At 55.5% G+C, this 14,530-nt stretch carries 17 protein-coding genes; 1 reads left to right on the forward strand and 16 read right to left on the reverse strand.

From position 1 onward, the window contains the following. Window positions 1–327 precede the first annotated feature (327 nt). Window positions 328–1,689 carry a tRNA 5-hydroxyuridine modification protein YegQ gene (yegQ, locus tag ACKI5T_RS04840; protein WP_407435950.1) on the forward strand — a complete coding sequence of 454 codons (1,362 nt, stop codon included), beginning with the start codon at window positions 328–330 and terminating at the stop codon, window positions 1,687–1,689. Between the two features lie 481 nt (window positions 1,690–2,170). On the opposite strand, the gene ACKI5T_RS04845 is transcribed toward yegQ, so the two are convergent. From ACKI5T_RS04845 to ACKI5T_RS04920, 16 genes are all read right to left on the reverse strand, one after another. Beyond that, complete coding sequence (locus ACKI5T_RS04845) at window positions 2,171–2,983, reverse strand: hypothetical protein (RefSeq protein ID WP_407435952.1); 813 nt, start codon at window positions 2,981–2,983, stop codon at window positions 2,171–2,173. Next, window positions 2,980–3,471: a hypothetical protein gene (locus ACKI5T_RS04850; RefSeq protein WP_407435954.1), complete on the reverse strand. Its 492-nt coding sequence runs from the start codon at window positions 3,469–3,471 to the stop codon at window positions 2,980–2,982. Before ACKI5T_RS04850 ends, ACKI5T_RS04845 begins: the two co-directional genes overlap by 4 nt. A 229-nt stretch (window positions 3,472–3,700) precedes the next feature. Beyond that, window positions 3,701–3,922 carry a DNA-binding transcriptional regulator gene (locus tag ACKI5T_RS04855; RefSeq protein ID WP_407435956.1) on the reverse strand — a complete coding sequence of 74 codons (222 nt, stop codon included), beginning with the start codon at window positions 3,920–3,922 and terminating at the stop codon, window positions 3,701–3,703. Window positions 3,923–3,998: 76 nt separating this feature from the next. Next, window positions 3,999–5,168, reverse strand: a complete 1,170-nt coding sequence (locus ACKI5T_RS04860; protein ID WP_407435958.1) for a phage late control D family protein — start codon at window positions 5,166–5,168, stop codon at window positions 3,999–4,001. Next, window positions 5,165–5,629, reverse strand: coding sequence for a phage tail protein (locus tag ACKI5T_RS04865; RefSeq protein WP_407435960.1), 465 nt, complete (start codon window positions 5,627–5,629; stop codon window positions 5,165–5,167). Before ACKI5T_RS04865 ends, ACKI5T_RS04860 begins: the two co-directional genes overlap by 4 nt. 14 nt (window positions 5,630–5,643) lie before the next feature. Continuing rightward, window positions 5,644–8,061, reverse strand: a complete 2,418-nt coding sequence (locus tag ACKI5T_RS04870) for a phage tail tape measure protein (protein ID WP_407435962.1) — start codon at window positions 8,059–8,061, stop codon at window positions 5,644–5,646. Then, a complete protein-coding gene (locus ACKI5T_RS04875) occupies window positions 8,051–8,173 on the reverse strand; it encodes a GpE family phage tail protein (protein ID WP_407435964.1) in 123 nt (40 codons plus the stop codon). Before ACKI5T_RS04875 ends, ACKI5T_RS04870 begins: the two co-directional genes overlap by 11 nt. A gap of 32 nt (window positions 8,174–8,205) precedes the next feature. After that, the gene (locus tag ACKI5T_RS04880) at window positions 8,206–8,514 is read right to left on the reverse strand and encodes a phage tail assembly protein (protein WP_407435966.1); all 309 of its coding nucleotides are present in this window, start codon (window positions 8,512–8,514) and stop codon (window positions 8,206–8,208) included. 56 nt (window positions 8,515–8,570) lie between these two features. Then, on the reverse strand, window positions 8,571–9,089 hold the full coding sequence (locus ACKI5T_RS04885; protein WP_015960467.1) for a phage major tail tube protein: 519 nt from the start codon (window positions 9,087–9,089) through the stop codon (window positions 8,571–8,573). 12 nt (window positions 9,090–9,101) lie between these two features. Next, a complete protein-coding gene (locus ACKI5T_RS04890) occupies window positions 9,102–10,289 on the reverse strand; it encodes a phage tail sheath protein (RefSeq protein ID WP_407435968.1) in 1,188 nt (395 codons plus the stop codon). A gap of 123 nt (window positions 10,290–10,412) precedes the next feature. Next, window positions 10,413–11,009, reverse strand: a complete 597-nt coding sequence (locus ACKI5T_RS04895) for a tail fiber assembly protein (protein WP_407435970.1) — start codon at window positions 11,007–11,009, stop codon at window positions 10,413–10,415. Further along, entirely contained in the window at window positions 11,009–12,037 is a 1,029-nt protein-coding gene (locus ACKI5T_RS04900; RefSeq protein ID WP_407435972.1) for a phage tail protein, read from the reverse strand. Before ACKI5T_RS04900 ends, ACKI5T_RS04895 begins: the two co-directional genes overlap by 1 nt. Beyond that, the gene (locus ACKI5T_RS04905) at window positions 12,034–12,642 is read right to left on the reverse strand and encodes a phage tail protein I (protein ID WP_407435974.1); all 609 of its coding nucleotides are present in this window, start codon (window positions 12,640–12,642) and stop codon (window positions 12,034–12,036) included. The genes ACKI5T_RS04900 and ACKI5T_RS04905 overlap by 4 nt, the downstream gene beginning before the upstream one ends. Beyond that, complete coding sequence (locus tag ACKI5T_RS04910) at window positions 12,635–13,543, reverse strand: baseplate assembly protein (protein WP_407435976.1); 909 nt, start codon at window positions 13,541–13,543, stop codon at window positions 12,635–12,637. Before ACKI5T_RS04910 ends, ACKI5T_RS04905 begins: the two co-directional genes overlap by 8 nt. Before the next feature lie 5 nt (window positions 13,544–13,548). Continuing rightward, window positions 13,549–13,899 carry a GPW/gp25 family protein gene (locus ACKI5T_RS04915; RefSeq protein ID WP_015960473.1) on the reverse strand — a complete coding sequence of 117 codons (351 nt, stop codon included), beginning with the start codon at window positions 13,897–13,899 and terminating at the stop codon, window positions 13,549–13,551. After that, window positions 13,896–14,530 (reverse strand): phage baseplate assembly protein V (locus ACKI5T_RS04920; protein ID WP_407435978.1); only part of this gene is annotated, 635 nt, incomplete at its 5' end. The genes ACKI5T_RS04915 and ACKI5T_RS04920, both read right to left, overlap by 4 nt.

Raw genomic sequence — 14,530 nt, forward strand, 5'->3', positions numbered from 1 at the left:
CTCAAGTTAACTTTAGGTCAAGATGATTTCATGATTGATTTTACAGAATATTATTTTTCGTATGGACGGCAGTGATAAACCACATTTAGCCGGTTTGTGAGAGGCCTCAGCGCGGGAGGTAAACTGGCGTTGGGTGCATAAGTCTATGGATGTTCTAGTGGTTATCGTTACTGGCGGCATGGCAAAGCGCGTTGAAACAAGTGCTAGCGGGTAAAGGTTTACCTCCCTGCCCCGCAGCGCTACAATGCCCGCCCTTAAAGTACGGGATCTCCCCACCGCTGCACCTGGTGCAGGCGGATCTGACCTGTCATCAGAACGAGAACAAACATGTTTAAACCAGAACTCCTTTCCCCGGCGGGAACGCTGCAGAATATGCGTTACGCTTTCGCCTATGGCGCAGATGCCGTGTATGCGGGCCAGCCGCGTTACTCACTGCGCGTGCGTAATAACGAATTCAATCACGAGAATTTACAGCTCGGCATCAACGAAGCGCATGCCCTGGGCAAAAAATTCTACGTCGTGGTGAACATTGCGCCGCACAACGCCAAGTTGAAAACGTTTATTCGCGATCTCAAGCCGGTCGTGGAAATGGGTCCTGACGCGCTGATTATGTCGGATCCGGGTTTGATCATGTTGGTGCGCGAGAACTTCCCGGAAATGGATATTCACTTATCCGTGCAGGCGAACGCCGTGAACTGGGCGACGGTGAAATTCTGGAAACAAATGGGCCTGACCCGCGTGATCCTGTCGCGTGAACTGTCGCTCGAAGAGATCGAAGAAATCCGTACTCAAGTCCCGGAAATGGAACTTGAAATCTTCGTTCACGGCGCGCTGTGCATGGCCTATTCTGGCCGCTGCCTGCTGTCGGGTTACATCAACAAACGAGATCCGAATCAGGGCACCTGCACCAACGCCTGTCGCTGGGAATATAACGTCCAGGAAGGCAAAGAAGATGATGTGGGTAATATCGTGCATCAGCACGAACCGATTCCGGTGAAAAACGTTGAGCCAACGCTGGGCGTGGGCGCGCCAACCGACAGCGTGTTTATGATTGAAGAAGCCAAGCGTCCGGGCGAGTACATGACGGCGTTCGAAGACGAACACGGCACCTACATCATGAACTCCAAAGATTTGCGGGCGATTGCGCACGTCGAGCGTCTGACCCAGATGGGCGTGCATTCTTTGAAAATCGAGGGCCGCACCAAATCGTATTACTACTGCGCACGCACCGCACAGGTGTATCGCAAAGCCATCGACGACGCTGCAGCCGGTAAACCGTTTGACACCAGCCTGCTGGAAACGCTGGAAGGCCTGGCGCATCGTGGCTATACAGAAGGTTTCCTGCGTCGCCACACGCACGACGATTACCAGAACTACGAGCACGGCTATTCCGTGTCCGAGCGCCAGCAGTTTGTCGGTGATTTTACCGGCGCGCGTAAAGGCCATTTAGCCGCCGTCGCGGTGAAAAACAAATTCACCATGGGCGATAGCCTTGAGCTGATGACCCCGCAGGGCAACATCAACTTTACGCTGGAACACATGGAAAACGGCAAAGGCGAGACCATCACGGTGGCGCCTGGTGACGGACACACCGTGTGGTTGCCGGTACCGGAAGAAGTGGAGCTGGAATACGCACTGCTTATGCGCAATTTCGCGGGTGAAAGCACCCGTAATCCGCACAATAAATAGTTTATTAGGGTTATTTTTCACAGCCGGAAGATTCTTAGAAACGGATCACATACCGCTTCGTTTGTTACGGGTATTATCCCTTCCGCTGAAAAACATAACCCATAAATGCTAGCTGTACCAGGAACCACCTCCTTAGCCTGCGTAATCTCCCTTACGCAGGCTTATTTTTTTGCTCTAACCCAATGAAATAAATGGATTTATTTCTATAAATGTCCACACATTGACCACATCGATACAAAAAGCCTCGCAAATGCGGGGCTTTTGTTTGAACTGGTGCTGTTAGGTAAATACACATTTCGTCAGTAATGAGTATGCTTTCGACCCACTGCTATGAGCGAGGATTGGTTGTTAGCAGTTGTATTTATGACAGATAAAAAACATGACTTACATCAATGTCATAGTGAATGGAGAGCCAGTCATCTGCACATAAAATAATTTGAGCTGACACTATCCACTGTGGCAACTCAAGTTATCCTGGTTATTATTTCGATATCAATGCTGAAAACTCAGTACCAAGGACTTTTTCTGTTGAGGCCAGATATGGATAGCGATCCAGAGATAAAAGGTATATTTTCGCCTCTAGTGGTTCACCTTCTTTGAAAAATTCTCCTTCATTGTATGGCGTAGTTGTCCATGACAGTTTGTCCCGATAACCATCTTTAGTTTTAAATGAAACAACCCGGCAACGCTTGTCCTCAGGTGCTTTGACTAATGCTGCATGGTCGCCACGAGGATTACGATGGATGACTTCACAGAATTGGCCCATATAAGGTTTTCCTCTCAGATGTTCGCATTGAGAGTAACGCCTACCGCAAATAGAGCAATCCAACCTATCTGAAACAAATCCTGCACTAATGAATGCCTGTTGCGGGAAAATTTTATCTTCAAGCTGCTCCAAAACCTCTCGCCGTTGGTCGCAGTGCGTAAACCCTTTATGCGCACGACTTGCGTCTAAACAGCCCATTTGAGCTGCCACAAGTTGGTCCCACGCCTCATTCGGCATATCACGTTTTAGCAAGATCCACATCATTAATTCTGACCGTACAGCACCAATGGCACACTCGAAACCTAAGAAAAGGTTGGCAGTATCTTCTTCACCGCGATGTATCTCTTCGTGCTTAACCCGAGTAGCGTTATATAACAAAAGATCTAGCGCTAAACATTGTTCTAATTGCAACTGACTAGAGCGGGTTAGAAGCAGGAAATTTTCAGCTTGCTTTATGCCATTATTGAAGAAATTGATTACCTGTTCGAAGGTCATCTTACCTGATTGCTCCACGAGGGGGTCGTTCACGATTCCCCCCCTAATTCCTTGACAATTTCGGCAATATTAATCAATCCATCAGGAGGTCCGCTATAGTGAATCTCTTTGCAAGAACCATCTGCTTGTTGGATGATGACATCGAGCGAGGCCTTGCTATTCTGAGCTCCTTTGAACATGTCATACAGATAATTCGTTATAAGTCCGAGAGTTATGGATAGAACATTAGGATTCTGAGATAGCAGGCCTGTCGATATAAAAAGAGTAGGTCCGAACCACTCAAAGCCGTACTGTTGCAGATACGGTGGCTGATTATCCTCGTCGAAAATCTCGACATAGGGGATCTTGCTTACCTTGAGCAGGGTCCGTACCGTATCAGATTCGACGTGCTGACGAAGGTCATTGACTGACTTTGCCGTTGCTAGATTGTAGGGTAGGATTGCAAGTCCATTGGGAACTGAAACTCCGAAGTCTTTTAATTTTTCAGAAATAGAAATGTAATCGCGCACTTCTGTACTCATAGAGTTCATACCTCTGTTATGTTTTTTCAGAAATGAACATAGAAATGTGTATATTAACCATTAGCGAAGGAAGCTATACCTATCATGCGTGGTGTAGTTGCGTACTAATTTAAGCTATCTATTTGGAATTGTGAAAGGTTCACTTCTGGCACTTTGCTGACGGTCATATAATTAACGCCACAAATGTAAAATATATCAAAGCCCCGCATTAGCTGGGCTTTCTCTTTGATTACATCCAGTGGATCTGCTGCTGTCCTGACGTTGTCGGGTGTGGAGGTGCTGGCACGACCTCACCCGGCGAAACTATAAAACGCGAAAGGGTCTCGGTCGTGACGAAGGTGCAACTGCAGTTGATGTTTTGGCACTGATGGTAACGCTCTTTTGTCGTGTCAGAAAAATAGCGGCTTGTGCGAGCATGAGCGGCATGATGGCATTTAGGACAGTGAAACATGATGAGCACCCTTGAACGTTTTCAATGTACGGATTTTACTCATTTTCACTTTATAAAACAAACAGATAAAACACACTCAGCTTTCTGTTTCTTCGCTCTCATACTCCACATCCGAAACCTTCACCTCGAGCTCTAAGCCCGTCGTGTAGCCGTTCCCGTTTAGGCTGTGCACCACCCGGCTGATTATCCACGCCTGCTCGTCTATGACGCGCTTAAAGCCTTTGACCGCAACCGGCGTTTCAGGAAATAAATCAGCACGGCCATACGCCAGCGAGATTGAAAACTCCGCCACTCCGCGCTGTATTTTGTCCCACTTTGCCTGAGCGGCGCGCATGGCCTGCGCCTTTGTCGCATAGATGGTCGTCAGCTCCAGCACGTTGTCAGACTCACCGGCCATATACTCGCCCTCGCGCGCTTCCTGCTCCTTTTTGGCTTTGGCCTTTGCTGTGGTTTTGGTCGCTTTCGGATGCTGCAGCGCGCGCAGTTGCTGCACCTTTGGCTTGCGTTTCAGCTTCACCTTTTGCTTTTGCGGTTTTGGGTCTTTGGTGTGCAGCCATTTCGCCGTGACGCCGGTGTAGGCTTCGCGGTCAGCAATCGCAAACTGATGACGGTCGCCGTCGCCACGCTCAACGGTCATTTGTGGGATAGGTTTGCCGCTGGCCGTCATCCCGCTACCGGCTTTCAGGAATAACAGTTTCCCGGCTTTTACTGAGACAGACGCCCCGTTACGCTCCGCCAGCCGGGATAAAAACGCCGTGTCGGATTCCTGCGTCTGGTCAATATGCGGGATCGCAATGGCTTTCAGAGCATCCGCGACGCTGGCCGTCAGTTTGTTGCGCTGCGCGATGGTCTCAACAATCACCCCGAGCGTGGTGTCATGCCATGACTGCTCGCGGCGAGAGTTCAGCGTACCGCGAAAATCCGCACTGCGCCCCCGGATGGTCAGCGTATCGGGCGCGCCACGGTGCTCGATTTCATCGACCGTAAAACTCCCCTTATTCACCAGCGCGGAGCCCTGCCAGCCCAGCCACAGCGTCAGCTTTGCCCCGCGCGGCGGCATTTCGACAAGTCCGTCAGTATCATCGAGCTCGATATCGAGCTGGTCGGCTTCGAATCCGCGATTGTCGGTCATGGTCAGCCCGATAAGCCGGTCGCTGAAATTCTGCGTGATATCCGTGCCATTGAGCGTGAGCATATACGCAGGCGCAATGCGCGCCCCGGCCTGAATATTCATTTCAGTTATCATCCCGCCAGCCCTCCCAGCCAGTTACCCGCATCCGTGACCAGATTGCTGGCCTGCGTTTTCAGGTCGCCATAAATGGCCGCAAGTGACTTATCGACGCGTTTCAGTGACAGGCTAAATTCAATCTTTCGCGCCGCGCCATCGCTGAAAAATTCAGTGTGCGTGTGGGTCACTTTGTCGATGACATACATCCCGTGGATCATGCCGTTCCCGTCAATCAGCGGCCATGCGCGCCCCTCGTCGGCCATCAGCTCGACGGCCAGCAGAGACAGGCGACCGCCGGTGATTTCAGGGTAAAGCACACCCGACAGCGTGCGCGTGGTTTCGCCCTCCCCGAGAAACTGATACGCCGGGGGCTTGCCGATACGGTCGTTTGACGCCCAGCGGTAATCCTTCGAATACTGCATCGACTGATACGGCAGAGTGCGCCGCTCAAACACAAAAAAGCCCAGCACCATTAACATGCTTCATGTCCTCCTTAATCGTGTCTCATGCTGGAGCGCTGGCGCGCACGGTTTTCGCGGTCGAGTTTATCGACGGCGTCGCGGAGCTGGCGGTCGAGGTCACTCCCCGCCGCAACCCCGCCCTGCAGGGTGATGTTGTACTCGCTTTTGCTCTGGTCGATGTACGAGCGGCCTGCGGGAGCTGTCACCGGCTGATAACTCTGATACCCGCCATAACCCGCGGTTGCCGGGATATACCCGTCATTTGGGGTCTTGTCCGTTTTCGCGGCGTTCTGGTCGAGGTCACTCGATTCTTTTTTGATAACCCCGAGCTTTTCGAGCAACCAGCTCACCTTTCCGCTCAGGCTGTTAAAGATATTAAGCGGAGCCATCAGCGCATCAGTCAGCGCCTGACCAAAGGCCACACCGACATTTTTGCAGCGCTCGAAAATGTCCTGCAGGGACTTCACCGGCTCAAACAGGTCAGTGAACCATTTCCAGACAGCACCGAGCTTTTCCGCGATAGCGTCAAACACCGGCGACAGCGAGGCAAAAGCAGTTTTAATTCCCGCCACCACCTCCGCGAAAAAGGCGCTAATCGGCTCCCAGAATTTATAGATGAGCAGCGCAGCACCCACGACAGCCGCGACCACGGCCACCACCGGCAGACTGATTGCCCCGATGGTCGTGACAATGGCGGTCCCGACAGTCGAGAAAATCACTCCCAGCAAACCGGCAGCGGCGATAATGCCGTTAATCCCGGCGATGACCGGCCACGCGATCAGGCCAATCCCGCCGAGCACACCAACCAGCGCCAGCGCCCCGGCGGTGACGGTGAAAATAGTCTGTGTCAGTTCGGGATTCGCTTTCGCCCAGGCGGCGACCTTGCCGAGCATATCGGTTGCGGAAACCGTCAGGCGACGCAGCGCGGAGTTCTCTTTATCGAATACCTCCATCTGCAAATCTTCATAAGCCGACTGCAGGTTTTTCAGATCCCCGTCGAGGTTGTCGGTCTGGATTTTGGCTATCCGCTCCGTGGTTCCTTTTGAGTCCCCGATTTGCTGGCGCTTATTCGCCAGTGACCCGTCACCGGCAGCGGCGACGAGTTTAACCGCCCCCTTCATCGCCTCCTCGCCAAAGATAACTTTCAGGTATTCGCCCTGCTCCGCCGTCCCGAGCTTGTTTTTCGCAAAGGACTTATGAATATCCTTGAGGATTTTCTCGACCGGCAGCATGTTCCCTTTCGAGTCGCGGGTTTTGACGCCTAACTCTGAGATAGCATCGACCGCTTTACCCATCGGAGCCTGCAGGCGGTTGAAAATGGCACTCGCCCCGGTCCCGGCCATCGAGCCTTTAATCCCGTTATCCGCCAGAATCCCGAGCATCGCCGTCGTGTCTTCAATACTCGCCCCGGCGGCCTCCGCAATCGGTGCGACGTATTTCATCGCCTCGCCCAGCTCGACAAGGCCAGTATTCGACGACGTAAAACCTTTGGTCATCACATCCGCAACGCGCTCAATCTCGGTGGTCGACAGGTTAAACGCCGATTGCATGTTGGTAATGATGTCAGCCGCTTCGGCAATATCAACGTCAGCCGCAAGGCTCAGGTTGACGGTTGACCCGGTCGCGGCCAGCACGTCGTCGGCGTTATAGCCCGAGCGTGCCAGCGTGGTTTGCGTGCGCGCCACGTCACCCGGCGAAAAGGCCGTGGTCGCACCGATATCACGCGCCTGTTTACGAATGGCCGCGAGTTTGTCATCGCTTTTATCAAGCCCGAGGATCGCCTGCGTGCCTGACATCTGTTTATCAAATCCGATGCCCGGCGCGATGAAGCGTGACGCCCCGTAAAGCCCGGCAGTTGATACACCGACGCCGACCATCCCGGCATTGCGCGCCCCGGCGGCAAGCTGTTGCCCGGATTCGTAGCGTTTTTTCACTGCGCTCAGCCTGGCCTGTTGCTGACTGACCCGCGCCAGCGCGTCGCGCTGACGGTTAAGCTGCAGTGTAGTGTCACTGATTCGAGACTTAAGCCCCCTTTCATCATTCGCCAGCGTGCGGGTGTTAATCCCCGCCTGCGCGAGCTCGGTGCGCTGACGCTGCACGGACTGACGCAGGCCGTTGTATTTGAGCTGCAGGTCGGCAGCAGATTTCTTCGCCGCTTCCAGTGCGCGCGCCTGTGCGAGCGTGGGTGTCTCGGTGTTTTTAAACTGGACGGCCAGCGCGGCCGCTTCCTGCTTTGCCTTGTTCAGTGACTGGCCGGTCACGGCGAGCTGCGCGCTGGCTTTCCTGAATCCGTCAATGCGGGATGCCTGCGCATTGAGCTCGCGCAGGGATTTCTGTGAAGTACGGATATCGCCCGACAGGGATTTGCTGGCGGTCTGGATTGCCTTAAGCGGTCGGCTTGCCCGGTCGACCGCGTTCAGCAGCACCTCAAGTCTGACGTTATTGCTCATGATGGTTTCCGCTACGTTGCAGCGCCTTGTCGCGCCATGTCAGGAGCCCGTTCAGGCTCAGGGAATACAGCTCTGATGGCGGCCAGTGGAATATCACCGCGATATCCGCCATCAGGTCATCGACCGACAGGTTTTCAGGGAAGGTTAACGAGCCGAAGCCGGTGACAAAAAACCGACCACCTTACCGGCAAGCGAAATCAGGTCAGACGCATCGAGGCGAATAATTTCGTGCTCGGTCAGCACCGGATACGTCATGCGTGGCAGCACCTTAATCAGCGCATCAACGTCAGAATTTGCCAGCGAGGCCAGAGACACGCCGCGCAGGGTTCCCGCATTCGGTTTGGTTAACGTCACCTGCTCGATTTTCTGCTCACCGCGCATCAGCGGGGTATCGAGGGTAACAACGTTAGGATTTACGGTTTCGGTTACTGCAGTTTCGTTGATATTTTCCATCAGCTTTTTCTCGTCAACATTAAGTGACCGGCCAGCCTCGCTGACCGGTTCAGGGGTTACAGGCCAATCGCCTTGCGGTGCTCCGCCAGACGGTCAACGCCGTCGACTTTCAGCACCATGTTAATGACGTCAATCTCAATGACTTCTTTGCCGTCAATCGTGAGCTGGTAATAGGCGAGCTCGGTCGACATTTTGGTCGTCCCGCTTTCGCCCTGCTTGTTCTCGCCGCCGTCGTACTCTTTGTGACGGCCACGCATCACCACCTCAACGGCAGAAATTACGCCGGTGTCGTCGCGCTGGTAAGAGCCTGCAAAACGCAGCGGCACGCTGTCAGCACCCGGCGAGGCGTACTGCGCCCACAGGTCGATGTCAGGCAGACCGCCGAGCGTCCACTCAAGCGACAGCGCGTCGTCATCGAGGCCGAGGTCGATTGACACCGAGCCCGGCATTCCGCCGCCGCGATACTTCTCAAGCTTGCGGGTCAGCTTTGGCAGGGTGACGGATTCCACGACGCCCATGTAGCTCAGACCGTCGTTGAACATATTCAGATATTTAAGCTTGCGCGGTAGTGACATGCTTGCAGCTCCTTAGCTGTTGACCGAGTCCGACAGGATCGCCAGATAGGTATCCGTGATGCGCTGGCGCAGGGTCAGGTTTTCCAGCGGCGGGACGGGGGTGTAGTCGTAATCGATATACAGATGACCGACTTTGAGGGTTGCGGTGTCATTCGACTCCGGGTCATACCAGCACGCGCCATCGACGATATAGCCGTTGGTTTTCAGCTCGCGGAATTTGGCATTGATACCGGCGACGATGTCACGAATAAGCGTTGCGGTGATGGGCTTATCCATCGCCCACGCGTGCGCCTCCGCCATCGTGTCAGCCAGCACCTGCGCGGTGCGCGTATAGTTCTCAAACAGGAAAAGCGGGTCATCCGAGCAGGTGCGGTTGCCCCAGAACTTAAAACCGTCGTTGCGAATAAGCGTGGTCACACCGGCCTGATTCAGCAGGTTCGCGTCGGTCGCGGGCTCCTGCAAATCCCATGAGACCGAGGCGCTGACGCCGGTGACGCCATTCACGCCGACGTTAGACAGGGTTTTATGCCAGCCGGTCGTCTGGTCGATTCTGGCTCGCAGACCGAGTGCGCGCGCCGTCGCCCAGGCGGTTGAGGTTTCATTCGCCGTGGTATCCCATGCCAGAAAATCAGGGAAGATGACCATCAGCTCGCGCTGGCTGAAATTCTCGCGATAGTCGATGGCCTCGGAAATGGTTTTGCAGCCCCACGCGCTGATATAGCCAAAGGCGCGCAGGCTCTGACACGTTGACGCGAGCGCGGTCGCCACTTCCAGCGAATCCAACCCCGGCACGCCGAGAATGCGCGGCTTAACGCCGGTGACAGTTTTCGCCGTGAGCAGCGCTTTCAGGCCGGTGTATTTGCCGTTCTCATCGGTCGTGCCGATGATGTTGGAAATCGTTTCGGCTTTAGCTTCCTCCGGGTCTGCATGGGTACTTTCCGCCACGCGCACGGCCACAATGACCGGTTTGCACTGGTCAGCGATGGCCTGCAGGGATGCCGACAGCGTGCCTTTTTTACCTGCTTTGCCGATGGCGCTTTGCACGTTAGTAATGAGCACCGGCTCATTCAGCGGGAAGGTTTTTGCGTCCGCATCGCTGGCCGTGCAGACCATGCCGATGATGGCCGTTGAGACGGTGGAAATGGTTCGCACGCCATCGTTAATCTCGATGACCTGCACGCCGTGATGATAGTCGCTCATCCGTTTAACTCCGTGGTGTAAGGGTGCAACTATTTTCTGTTGTGTCCCCCTTAAACGCACCGGATTGCATTTTGTTGCGCCATAGCACAACCAACAAAAAGCCCTCCGGATGGAGGGCTCTGTTTATTCGGGCATCAGCGGCCAGTCGATATCTGGCGCAGTTGAAATATCCACGGCATTCAGCGCCTGAATATATGTCATCCATGTAATCAGGCTTGCCTTATCTTCATCGCTGATAATGCCGAGTTGCAGCCCGGTCTGCCAGAGACTGATGGTGCTGTGCGCTTCTGACAATAACCCGGCTTTTTTCTGTCTGGCCTGTGATTCATCAGCCTGTCGCAGCGCCTCCAAATCAGTGACCCAGCCCTGACCATTCCAGCGGTCAAAGGGCGTCGACGGCGCAGATACAGTGACACCGTCTGCATACGCACCTGGCGCAGTTATCCCGACAGGCTGACCGGTTTCCGTGCTGTAGACCGTCTCGCCCCGATGGTCCTCAATGTATTCCCACCCGTCAGATGCCTCTGTGCGGCACACTGCAAAACCTTTTTTCTCTGCAGGGGGTGCATCAGTGCAGGAGCTGGCAGGAATACCCACCCCGACGACGAGAAGCTCGACCGTCTCAGAAAGATATTCACCGGTTATCGCATCAAAGTTATAAACGGTAATCTCTCCGCCTTTCGTCGCGATGCCGTTTTTATTCAGCGCTGCTTTCGCCATTATGCTGCCCTCACGATGTGATTAAATGCGATGTTTCGTGAACGGGTTTCGGCTGCGGTTCGCGCCACTCTGGAAGCATCGAAATCAGTGGCCGCATACCTTGTCCCGGCTACGGCTGTCCCGGTCCACACCGGGATTTTGTTGGTATTGGTCACCCCCGCAAAAGCCCCGGTAAGAGCACCAAGCGCGCCAACGTTTGTATTATTATCGGTGGACGAAAATGACCCGGTCAGATTCTGGAGCGCATCCAGTTGCCCGGACAGCAAATCACGCCCGGCATCGACACCCCGGCCATCATCCCAGCCACGAATAAATTCACCGCGTAAATCAGGGAGTTTGCCTGAAGGGTATGCGGCGGCCAGCTTTGGATATTTCGCCCTGTCAAAGGCCGCACCGTTGCATTTTAACCAGCCCTGCGGCGGCGTTGCCTGCGGCCACGGCAGCGGAAAACCGACCGGAAGATAGTTATCAATCTCCGCCGTTTTGAGGTACTGAGGATGCGGATTAACAGCAGCAAGATGCGCGGCCAGCACACTGTCGGCATACACTTTTACCTCTGTAACTTTGCCGTCGACAAACTGACGCGTAGCCAGCACCACCGACGGGTCAATTTTGAGGGTGATCGCAGACGGGGCTGACACAATCAGGATCATGCGAATGGTCTGCGTGCGACCGCTCCCCTCCTGCAGTTGCGGCTTGTAGGTCTCGGGACAGTTCGCCACGGCAATGAGCACACCGTCATCGTCGTAAAGACCAATTTCGCGTATCCAGAAACCGCCCTCATTCTCGGGAATAATTTGCTCCGCGATAATCTGGCTTGAGTTGTTCGGGTCAACGCTCAGCATGTTTAACGGCGCGATGCGCTTTTGGTTAATCAGCTTAGTCTGTGCCGGGTCTGGCGTCGGCAGGACGCCGTTACCGTCCCCGACCGCTAATTGTGTCAGGTTGAGCTTTGTGCCGAGCGCGGTCGCATTCGCCAGTTTTGCCGCGCCCTGATTCGTCAGAATGGCGAAATATTTCGCTGTCATGCGTTCACTCTCAGGTTGTCGATTAAATGGATGGCCGAGGCCGGGAAATATTCACCACCGACGACAATCTCCTCGGGGGTGTAGGGGTAAACGGTCAGCGCGTCACCGTGATAGCACCCCGCGCCGATAAAGAGTTCTCCGGCGGCACTCAGGCTGATAGCGAGCCCGGTCAGGTGGCGGCTTGCCGGTTTCGCATCGTGAATCAGGCGTTCGAGCTCCTGATACATTTCATCCGTGATACCGTTGTCGAGTACGCCGACAACGAGCCGGAATGTGCCGGGCTCCTCATTGAGTTGCCACCACTCCCGCACCTCAATCAGAAAACCGAGCGGCTCCACTACCCGACGCAGGGCGCTAATCGTCCCTTTATGCTGATGGACGAAAAACGAGGAGGCGATGACGCTGCGTTTAGTTGCCTCCGGCCACGCCTCATCCCAGCGGTCGACCGACAGCGCCCACGCCAGATACGGCAGCAGATTCACCGGACAGGTTCGCCAGTTCCACAGGACGCGCAGCGACACCGGCACGCGCTGAATCTCAGCCAGCGCAGCAGCGGCAGCAACCTCAAGCGTCGACGAGCCAGTGGGTAACAGCCTGTCAGTCATCCGAGCCCCCGATAGTTATCCGGTAGCCGGTGCAGTTCGATGCCTGCGACGGGGTAAGCACAATATCGGCCAGCGGGGAACCAAGCCCGACACGCTGCACCCCCTCAACATGCAGCGCGGCATAAATGGCAGACAGGCGGATATCACGCCCGAGGCGGTGCTGCGCGCTGATATAGCTTTTGAGTTTTTGCTCTGCAGCCTGTCGGACAGGCTCCGATTCGGGACCGGGGTAAACGTACAGCGTCGCGCCAATCTCATACGGCACAATCTCAGCCGACCGGACGGTCACGCGGTCGCCTACCGGGCGCACGGTTTCGGCATTAAGCGCCTTTTCAACCGCCGCCAGCAGGTCAGCGCTGGCCGTCCCGTCACCCTCGCGGGACAGCACAGAAATCGTGACACAGGCAGGCGTCGGACTCTCGACCGACACGTCAGCGACCCGCCCGTCGGCGCTGCGGCCATGATATTCATACGCCCCGACCGGACCCGCCACGCTCAGCCCCTCAAACGCCTGCTGCGCACGCAGGCGTAAATCGGCGTCAGATTCCATCACGGCAGACGTTGGCGGGAGTGTGGTGTCGTCCTGCGGGATGACCGTCAGGCGAACGGTATTATTGTTGGCGGCAACCACATCGAGGTCAGCCCCGGCGGCATACGCCAGCATCACTGCGCGCGCCGCTTCATTGACGCGCTGACGCCAGATAACCTCCCGGTAAGCGTTCTCCTGCAGTAGTTTCACAATCGGCTCAGATTCGAGCGTCAGGGTGCGCGCGACCGCCTCCTGCTGGTCTTCTGGATAGAGTGAGACGAGTGTCGCCTTGCGCTCGGTCAGAATGGTTTCATAATCCAGTTCCTCCACCACATCGGGCGCAGCGAGCTGGTTCAGGTCGACAATTGGCATGATGTTTAACTCAGTGGAATGGTGAGTGAAAAAGGCTGGCCGGACGTGGCACGCGTGCCGGTCATATCGACATACAGCGCCCCGTCAGCCTCCCCGCGTTCAAAGGTAATGGTCGACAGGGTGACGCGAGGCTCCCACTTCTGGATAGCGGAGTAACACGCGGCCATAATCTGCAGACGCAGCGCCGGGGTCTGCGGCTGGTCAATCAGCGCCGACAGCAGCGAGCCGTATTCACGGCGCATGACGCGCGAGCCAACCGGCGTGACCAGAATGTCGCGCACGCTTTGCCGGATGTGCTCCACCTCGGAAATCGCGAGCCCGGTGTGGCCGTTCATACCCAGATAACGCACCGTCATTTTGTCCCTACCGTTCTGTCATCGCCGCGCTTCACGCTGCCGTGGTCGTGGTCATCCGCCTGCACGCCATTCGAGGTAAATTTCCCGCCGGTGTGCTCAATGTCGCCATACATTTTCCCGCCCTTCTGCACTTCGAGCGTGGCGGTGATGAGCTTGTTAGTGCAGACCACTTCGGGCGTATCGAGCGTGATGCGGGTCGAGGCTTTAACCAGTACCACCGGCACGGTGGCCGCAATGGACTCCGACGCAGTGACATCGGCGGTCTTAATCCCGGATACGGTGAGCGCCCCGCTGTCAGGCTCGTACTCAATGACCGCCCCGTCTGGAAAGGCGATGTGAAGCGCATCCGGCGAGGCAGACGGCGCAGGATGGTCATCAGAGAAAATAGAGGGCAGCACAAAGGCGGTATCGAGCTCGCCACCGATAGCCAGAATCAGCACCTGCTCGCCAACGGAAGGAGCCCACCACACCCGCGAGCGACCAGCGCGCGAAGTCAGCCAGTTAAGCCAGGTGGTTTGCATCCCGCCGGTCTGGACGCGACAAAGCCCCTCGACGGGGTCGACGTCGGTCACGATACCGGTGCGGATAAGGTTGCGGATCGCGCGAGCGATATCCTGCAGAGAAGTTAGAT

The sequence above is a fragment of the Lelliottia sp. genome (genome assembly GCF_045627565.1).
In the GTDB taxonomy this organism is placed as follows: Bacteria; Pseudomonadota; Gammaproteobacteria; order Enterobacterales; family Enterobacteriaceae; genus Enterobacter.

Bases quoted from the DNA above. Each gene is read 5' to 3' on its own strand.
- ACKI5T_RS04895 (WP_407435970.1), bottom strand. From the start codon at position 11,009: ATGGCGAAAGCAGCGCTGAATAAAAACGGCATCGCGACGAAAGGCGGA.
- ACKI5T_RS04875 (WP_407435964.1), bottom strand. From the start codon at position 8,173: ATGGCGGATATCGCGGTGATATTCCACTGGCCGCCATCAGAGCTGTAT.
- ACKI5T_RS04910 (WP_407435976.1), bottom strand. From the start codon at position 13,543: ATGCCAATTGTCGACCTGAACCAGCTCGCTGCGCCCGATGTGGTGGAG.
- ACKI5T_RS04860 (WP_407435958.1), bottom strand. From the start codon at position 5,168: ATGATAACTGAAATGAATATTCAGGCCGGGGCGCGCATTGCGCCTGCG.
- ACKI5T_RS04865 (WP_407435960.1), bottom strand. From the start codon at position 5,629: ATGTTAATGGTGCTGGGCTTTTTTGTGTTTGAGCGGCGCACTCTGCCG.
- ACKI5T_RS04900 (WP_407435972.1), bottom strand. From the start codon at position 12,037: ATGACAGCGAAATATTTCGCCATTCTGACGAATCAGGGCGCGGCAAAA.
- ACKI5T_RS04890 (WP_407435968.1), bottom strand. From the start codon at position 10,289: ATGAGCGACTATCATCACGGCGTGCAGGTCATCGAGATTAACGATGGC.
- ACKI5T_RS04855 (WP_407435956.1), bottom strand. From the start codon at position 3,922: ATGTTTCACTGTCCTAAATGCCATCATGCCGCTCATGCTCGCACAAGC.
- ACKI5T_RS04870 (WP_407435962.1), bottom strand. From the start codon at position 8,061: ATGAGCAATAACGTCAGACTTGAGGTGCTGCTGAACGCGGTCGACCGG.
- ACKI5T_RS04905 (WP_407435974.1), bottom strand. From the start codon at position 12,642: ATGACTGACAGGCTGTTACCCACTGGCTCGTCGACGCTTGAGGTTGCT.
- yegQ (WP_407435950.1), top strand. From the start codon at position 328: ATGTTTAAACCAGAACTCCTTTCCCCGGCGGGAACGCTGCAGAATATG.
- ACKI5T_RS04850 (WP_407435954.1), bottom strand. From the start codon at position 3,471: ATGAGTACAGAAGTGCGCGATTACATTTCTATTTCTGAAAAATTAAAA.
- ACKI5T_RS04915 (WP_015960473.1), bottom strand. From the start codon at position 13,899: ATGACGGTGCGTTATCTGGGTATGAACGGCCACACCGGGCTCGCGATT.
- ACKI5T_RS04880 (WP_407435966.1), bottom strand. From the start codon at position 8,514: ATGGAAAATATCAACGAAACTGCAGTAACCGAAACCGTAAATCCTAAC.
- ACKI5T_RS04885 (WP_015960467.1), bottom strand. From the start codon at position 9,089: ATGTCACTACCGCGCAAGCTTAAATATCTGAATATGTTCAACGACGGT.